Genomic DNA, 6,121 nt, shown 5'->3' with positions numbered 1-6,121 from the left:
CGACACAAGGAAATTCAGCCCTAAGTTCGATCATTTCTGGAGCAATGTCTGTGACAATCTCAAGGAGAAGAGAAATGCATCTGCCTACGCGAAATGGCGCCAAGACGCGTCTATTCGAAGGAAAAGGAGATACAAAATAGCTCAGGAGGAGCTAGCAAAAGCATGGGAGAAGATGATCCGCACAGAACACGAAATGCACATTGGGATCACCGATACCGAGCGCCGAGTTACGGCCCACGATGCAGTAACTCAAGCGCAAGTTGAGCGCGACAAAACGGTCACTGCAGCGAGCTTACCTCTCAGTATCGCACTTGAAATAGCGATCGCTTACTGGATTGAAGGTCAAAATGCTTACCTGAGCAACGACACGTTGCGCGCCCTGCATTGCCTAATTGAAGCTCATTTCTTTCTTGGGATCGTACATTCACCAAGAACCGAGTCCGAAGCAAAAAGTAAGGCAGGCAGGCAATCTGGGAAGGCGATACGGGACGCGATCGCCGCGGCAGCTTTGGAAGTCATGCGAGAAATTAAAGTCGACAGGTCTTTGCAAGGCCCCGACTTCCTGCTAGGCAAAACTGCGCATCTGATCTCGACAAATCCGGCGTACTCCGGACTACTAGAAGCGCTCAGTAACCTGAATCCCAATGACACGTCCGCACAATGGGACGCGTCTGATCAATTGGCGCAAAAATTACGTTCTTGGGTTCGAAAAAAAACGCCTCCGTACGAAGAGCTAGCGGACGTGTACAACGGCATATGCCGGAAGATGGAAGAGATGTCCGCTAGCAGAAAACGGCGCTAAAGTAAATCCAGCAGCTAGCCGCAATTTTGGCAATAGCCTGGACTTGGCAAGACTCCTCCACACCGCGGCGCACTAGCCGCATCAACCGGAGGAATCCATGTCTCGCCAAGCTCCATCCAGCACGCAACTCCCCCTTCCCTCGCCTCATCGCAACCGGCTGTCTCTTGCGATAGACAGTTCCCGCCTCGATCCTAGCGCGGGTGATCGCCCCCATCCGGCCATGCTGGAGCGCCTGGAGGCGATCTATCGCGCCATCCAGCAAGTCCCTAGCCTTGATCACGCTATTCGCCTGCCTGAGCTGCTGGCCATCGTTGGCGTCAGCAAGAGTACGTGGTACGCCCGACTCAACGTCAATTCGCCCTCTTATGACCCCCGAGCCCCCAAGCCGTTCAAGCTCGGCACCTCCGAACGCTCGCCGTCGGTGTGGTGGCGGTCGGCCGTGATGGCCTATGTCACTGCATGCGCTGACGCGCAGGTCAAGCGCTGAGGAGGGCCATATGAAGAACAATGACACTGTCACGCGCGAAGCCAACGAGGACATCGAGGCGCGGGCCCGCCGATACACCGATGCTCTGCTCACCCTCCAGCCTAAGGCGCAGCACCAGAAGACTCAGCTCTTTACCCTGTTGTACCCCACCATCGTCGAACTGCTGAGCAAGCACGTCAGCCAGAAGGCCATCCTGGACATGCTTCAGGCCCAAGGCCTGAAGCTGCATCCCAGCCGTTTCAAGGCACTGATGGCTGCTCACGCCACAGGCGCAGATAACGAGTCGGGTGATCCGGCTGAGAGGAGCAAGGCATGAACACGATGACTTCCCCTCCCCCTTATCCTGTTGACGCCATGTACACCCTCGTACGCGACGCCGCCTGGGAGGTTATCAACCACACTCAAGCGCCCCCCGCTCTTGTAGGCAGCTCCATGCTGGCTTCGATGGCAGTAGCCAGCCAAGCTAATGTAGACGTTCTGTTGCCCACCGGGCTCATCCGCCCAACATGCCTGTACATGCTGGTGCTGGGAGACTCTAGCATCGGCAAAACTACGGTGGATGCGAGGGTCGGAGCTCCGCTCCGCGCGCACGACCAGAAGCGCGCAGAAGATTGCAGGCAAGCACTGGCTCGCTACGAGGCCGACATGCGCATATGGCGAACGGCCGACAGATCCTTGGATGCAAAGCTTCAAGACGCGCTGAACAGCCATGCGAACCCGCAGCAGTATCATGGCGAGTTGATGTCAGTCGCGCTAAGCGAGCCTCGCAAGCCAGTACCACAATACTTGCTACACCAGAGCATTACCGAGAGCGCCCTATTCGAAGCCTTGGACGGCGATGGAAAGTCGATTGCAATCATGAGTGACGAGGGTGAGCTCGTTCTCAGGGGTGGCGCAATGGACAAGATGGGAATTCTAAACAAGGCATGGGATGGTGAAAGCACCATGCCCAGAGCGCGTAAGGACCTTCATCTGCGTCCGACGAACCCCCGGATTACCGTTAGCATCATGGTCCAAGAGGAAGTCTTTGATCAATTCTGGAAGAAGCGCGGCGACGTCGCCGATGGCTCAGGTCATCTTGCCCGCTATCTGGTTGCCTGGCCTACATCCAACGTGGGGTTCAGGCGCATGATGACGGAGGACCATGTATGGGCGCATCTTCCAGCGTTCCATCAACGCATAAGCGAGCTTCTCGATGAGGCCGATACGCGCCAAGCCAATAGTCGACCTCGCATCCTCCTCGAGTTCAGCGCCGAGGCCAAAGAACTTTGGCTGAACGTACACAACAAGCTGGAACCACAACTTCGCCCTGGCGGTGAATTCTTCAGCATCCGGAAGTCTGCAGCCAAGATGCTGGAGATTACCGGCCGCGTCGCTGCGATCTTCCACCACTTCAACCACCTTGAGGGAAAGATAAGCCAGGAAACTCTTCAACGCGCGCTGGACGTGATCCAATGGCATTTGTGTGAGTTCCGACGCGTGTTCGGTGAACGGCACGAGGTTCCGCTGCTGGAGCAGGACAAGCAAAGGGTGGGCGAATTCCTGCATCGTCGGTACTGGTGTCAGGGTCGTGCCACAGCCCCCTGGAACGAGGTCCGGAAGTACAATCCGGTCCGAGATCAGGCCCGCTTTGAGAGGGCTGTATGGGAGCTCCAGAACGAAGGGGCGATCCGGATCGAGTACCACGCTAGAGGCAAGCGGCTCCTGCATCTCAACCCCGCAGCCTTTGCTCATGACCACATCGTGTGACCCCCGGCCGCCCTTTGGGCGGCCTTTTTCGTTGTCAGGATCACGTGCACGCCTGCACGTTGCTACAAATGAAGCACTGAGCACGCCATTTTCATCATGCTTGCTCATGCTCCCCGGGGTCGGCCATCAATTCATGAGGACGACGAGAATGCGCCTTGCTGGGCGAGTCTACCCGCGGCTTAGGCCCGCCCGAACCACGGGTAGCGGTGTATTCTGCTCTTTCTGTGCCTGACATCCTGCGGACCCGACCTGGCCCCAAGTGACGCTCAGGTGCACGGAGCGTGCCTTGCTCCCGCAGACTCCTGTGATCGACGCGTACGACATAGCCTTGCCGTGCAAGATGTGCATTCTGGATGTCTGCCGCCAGCTTGCGCATGGCGATCAAGTCGTTACGCACCTGCATCCGCGTGCGACCTACGCTCATCTTCCTGCAACCACCTTGCCATGGGTAGACCGCGTTGAAGCGCGCGAATGTCTGCTCAGGCGGGCGCTCGTATCCATCCGACGTGCGGTCGGAGTACATGAGGTGCATGTGCAGGTTCTGCTCGCCCTGCAGGGATGACCGCGGCGAATGCACCGCGTATTGATAGGGTCGTGGTCCGACAAGCTGGTGGACCAAGTCCGATACCAGTGGAAGCAATGGCGGTCCTGCCAACTCGTTCGGGAGCGCGATGACGAGCTCACGGTACGTCGCGCCATTGACGCGCTCATGCTCGTCGGCCGCCCGCCAGAACACTTCAGGGTTCCCGCCCGTCCACGCTGGAAAGTTGCCGTGTCCTGAGAGGACTAGATCCCCTCTGGCACCATGATACCCCTGCCGCGCCACATACCTGGAGTGGCTCAACGCGCACCCCTTGCCGCCACTTTTTATCTGAAAGCTAAAGCTCGCCATCTGTGCACTACCCTTTCCGGTCAAGACGAAAGAATGCCGACGAGACTTCTCTCATCGGCGTGCTAGGACTGGGCTGTAAAGCGGCAATCGCTACTGATGCGAAGAAACGGTAAGTGCGCGTGGGGCTTTGCCCCCCCTACTAACGCCCACTACCACCTTTCACTTCCATCAGCGGCTCTACCAACACTCAACATGCCTGTCTCATATAGGTAGGCATACTGGCGTAAAGATTTACTTGACCTGCCTCGGATCAATCCACCACGAGGCTGCGATAATGACAATGGCGCCAGGACTGTGCATGCGCTCGGAGCCGGCGCGGGATGACGCCGATATGCTCTGGCAAAAAAAAGGAAATGGGATCGCACATGAAGAAGGGGGAGCCAGCGGCTCCCCCTTCCTTACCTAACGACTCAACGGCAACGGGCAATGCCGTATTGTTCCCAACGACAGTTGGCTTCCCGCCAGGCCTGCATGGCTTGTGACACGTGTCCGAGCACATTGCCGTGATCGTCCACACACACGATGCCGCAGGTCATGCTTCCATGCAGAACGTGAAGGTTGCGGATAACCGTGGTATGGGCCTGCAGGTAGGCCTCGTCTACCGCCTCTCCGTTCGCCAGCACGCACTCTGCGTGACCAGAATAGAACGTGCAGGTCGCCGGGTAGATCGGGTACCCATTGGCACTTACCTGCGTTGGAACACCCACGAGACGGCCTGGATTGCTGGTGCGCGATGCGGCCTGAACCTCCAACAGGTCGGCTTGGTACTCAGGCCCGTCTGGCGGGAGGTCCGTAGACGCCACGACTACGGGTTCGTCCGCCGCCTCCGGAGGCGCTTCCGCCACGTCAGCGGCTCCTTCCGATCCCTCGTCCTGGGCGACGGATACGTCATTGACTGATACCGGCTCGCCGATGATGGTCGTTTGGTTTGCAGGTGGACTCTCCCGCTGGCGTTCGACCGGCATCCCCAGACTGGCGCCTAGCTGCTCACATCCTGTGAGCAAGGCCACGAGTGCTGCGGTGACGCAGAGCGCATGCAGCCGGCCAAGCTTGAACGCCGTCATCAGCTCTGATCCCCACCCGGTAGGCTGGGAACCACCTTCTCCTGGGCAACGGTGACCTGACGGGCCTTGATCTGACCCGATAGCAACGGGCTGATCACCATGTACATCAGGATCGCCAATGCCGACATCCACGCCTCAATAGCGATTGTCCAGAAGACGAGGAAGACGTGCAGCCCCCAGAACAGGATCGGCGAGACGATTCCAATGGCCTTGCGTAGCTTGATGCGGTTGACGACAACATTGTTCTGAAAGTACGGCAGCGGAAAGCGTCCGTTCTTCAGACTCAGGTAGGCCCTGAGACTGACGGGAATGATGAAAAAGATCAGTGCCAGGGTATAGATGAAGACGCCCATGCTGTTGTTGCTCCTTTGAAGTTTGGAAGGTGAAGGGAACGTGTCAGAAGCCCATCGCATAGCCGAGGATCGGGTTGAGCATCTTGGTCTGGTACTCAACCAGGACTTCGCCGTCGGACTGATCGGTGTCGACCCGATAAGTGAAGTCCACGGATCGCTCGCGATCGTGGTAGGTGTAGGTGACCCGGGCGTCGCATTGATAGCTGTCGACGTCTTCGTCGTAGGCCTGCGTGCGGATGTTGGAGATCTCGTAGGTGTCCAGGATCCCTATGAACTCCTCAGGTGTTCCCCGCCGGGTTTGAGGGGCGTACTTCTCCACCTCTGCCTCGATGGCTTGATCGAGGATGGAAAGCGTGTCCGTGTCGCCACAGTCGGGCGTGCCCACGGCGCACCCGGCCAAGAGGATGGATGTCAGCGATACACAAACGAGCGTTGCTTTTTTCATGTCATTCCCCTGATTCGTTGACTCTCAAAGATTACCAATATATTGTGAAGACCAGCTAGCGCCAGCCACCTACGGTTGTCTCCCCCTTTTGGGAGAGCCGGGTTGGAGCCAGAGGTCGCACTGGGCAAAGTCTTGCGAGCGCTTCGCAAGCAGGTAGGGCTGTCTCAGGAGCAGTTGGCATTGGAAGCTGACCTCCAGCGCAACTACATCTCGCTCCTTGAGCGCGGCCTCAACTCAGCAAGCATAAAGACGCTTTTCAAGCTCGCCGCTGTCTTGGGAACAAGTCCATCTCAAATGCTGGCCCAAGCGGAAGAGCTTCTCTGAAAATG

8 protein-coding genes are annotated in these 6,121 nt (G+C 57.8%); 5 read left to right on the top strand and 3 right to left on the bottom strand.

The features are described 5' to 3' along the window. From ASD72_RS20875 to ASD72_RS07770, 4 genes are all read left to right on the top strand, one after another. Window positions 1-802: hypothetical protein (locus tag ASD72_RS20875; RefSeq protein WP_162250360.1), on the top strand; the 802-nt coding region annotated here is incomplete at its 5' end. A 220-nt stretch (window positions 803-1,022) separates the two neighbouring features. Continuing rightward, window positions 1,023-1,289 carry a hypothetical protein gene (locus ASD72_RS07780; RefSeq protein ID WP_056879355.1) on the top strand — a complete coding sequence of 89 codons (267 nt, stop codon included), beginning with the start codon at window positions 1,023-1,025 and terminating at the stop codon, window positions 1,287-1,289. A 10-nt stretch (window positions 1,290-1,299) separates the two neighbouring features. Beyond that, a complete protein-coding gene (locus tag ASD72_RS07775; RefSeq protein WP_056879354.1) occupies window positions 1,300-1,605 on the top strand; it encodes a hypothetical protein in 306 nt (101 codons plus the stop codon). Continuing rightward, window positions 1,602-3,038, top strand: a complete 1,437-nt coding sequence (locus tag ASD72_RS07770; protein WP_056879353.1) for a YfjI family protein — start codon at window positions 1,602-1,604, stop codon at window positions 3,036-3,038. Before ASD72_RS07775 ends, ASD72_RS07770 begins: the two co-directional genes overlap by 4 nt. Before the next feature lie 1,302 nt (window positions 3,039-4,340). Here ASD72_RS07770 and ASD72_RS07765 read toward each other — a convergent pair. The 3 genes from ASD72_RS07765 to ASD72_RS07755 are packed head-to-tail and all read right to left on the bottom strand — an operon-like array spanning window position 4,341 to window position 5,792. Next, on the bottom strand, window positions 4,341-4,994 hold the full coding sequence (locus ASD72_RS07765; protein WP_056879352.1) for a hypothetical protein: 654 nt from the start codon (window positions 4,992-4,994) through the stop codon (window positions 4,341-4,343). Beyond that, window positions 4,994-5,347 carry a hypothetical protein gene (locus ASD72_RS07760; protein ID WP_056879351.1) on the bottom strand — a complete coding sequence of 118 codons (354 nt, stop codon included), beginning with the start codon at window positions 5,345-5,347 and terminating at the stop codon, window positions 4,994-4,996. Before ASD72_RS07760 ends, ASD72_RS07765 begins: the two co-directional genes overlap by 1 nt. 43 nt (window positions 5,348-5,390) lie before the next feature. After that, window positions 5,391-5,792 carry a hypothetical protein gene (locus ASD72_RS07755; protein WP_056879350.1) on the bottom strand — a complete coding sequence of 134 codons (402 nt, stop codon included), beginning with the start codon at window positions 5,790-5,792 and terminating at the stop codon, window positions 5,391-5,393. Between the two features lie 102 nt (window positions 5,793-5,894). Between ASD72_RS07755 and ASD72_RS07750 the strand changes: the two genes are divergently transcribed. Further along, entirely contained in the window at window positions 5,895-6,116 is a 222-nt protein-coding gene (locus ASD72_RS07750) for a helix-turn-helix transcriptional regulator (RefSeq protein ID WP_056879349.1), read from the top strand. Window positions 6,117-6,121: the final 5 nt, after the last annotated feature.

Source organism: Pseudoxanthomonas sp. Root630, from assembly GCF_001427585.1.
In the GTDB taxonomy this organism is placed as follows: Bacteria; Pseudomonadota; Gammaproteobacteria; order Xanthomonadales; family Xanthomonadaceae; genus Pseudoxanthomonas_A.
Note: the sequence above shows the minus strand (reverse complement) of the source record. Positions and strands in the feature narration are given on the sequence as shown.

What these genes read in the sequence shown, in the direction of transcription:
- ASD72_RS07780 (WP_056879355.1), top strand. Translation starts at nt 1,023, where the DNA reads ATGCTGGAGCGCCTGGAGGCGATCTATCGCGCCATCCAGCAAGTCCCT.
- ASD72_RS07775 (WP_056879354.1), top strand. Translation starts at nt 1,300, where the DNA reads ATGAAGAACAATGACACTGTCACGCGCGAAGCCAACGAGGACATCGAG.
- ASD72_RS07770 (WP_056879353.1), top strand. Translation starts at nt 1,602, where the DNA reads ATGAACACGATGACTTCCCCTCCCCCTTATCCTGTTGACGCCATGTAC.
- ASD72_RS07765 (WP_056879352.1), bottom strand. Translation starts at nt 4,994, where the DNA reads ATGACGGCGTTCAAGCTTGGCCGGCTGCATGCGCTCTGCGTCACCGCA.
- ASD72_RS07760 (WP_056879351.1), bottom strand. Translation starts at nt 5,347, where the DNA reads ATGGGCGTCTTCATCTATACCCTGGCACTGATCTTTTTCATCATTCCC.
- ASD72_RS07755 (WP_056879350.1), bottom strand. Translation starts at nt 5,792, where the DNA reads ATGAAAAAAGCAACGCTCGTTTGTGTATCGCTGACATCCATCCTCTTG.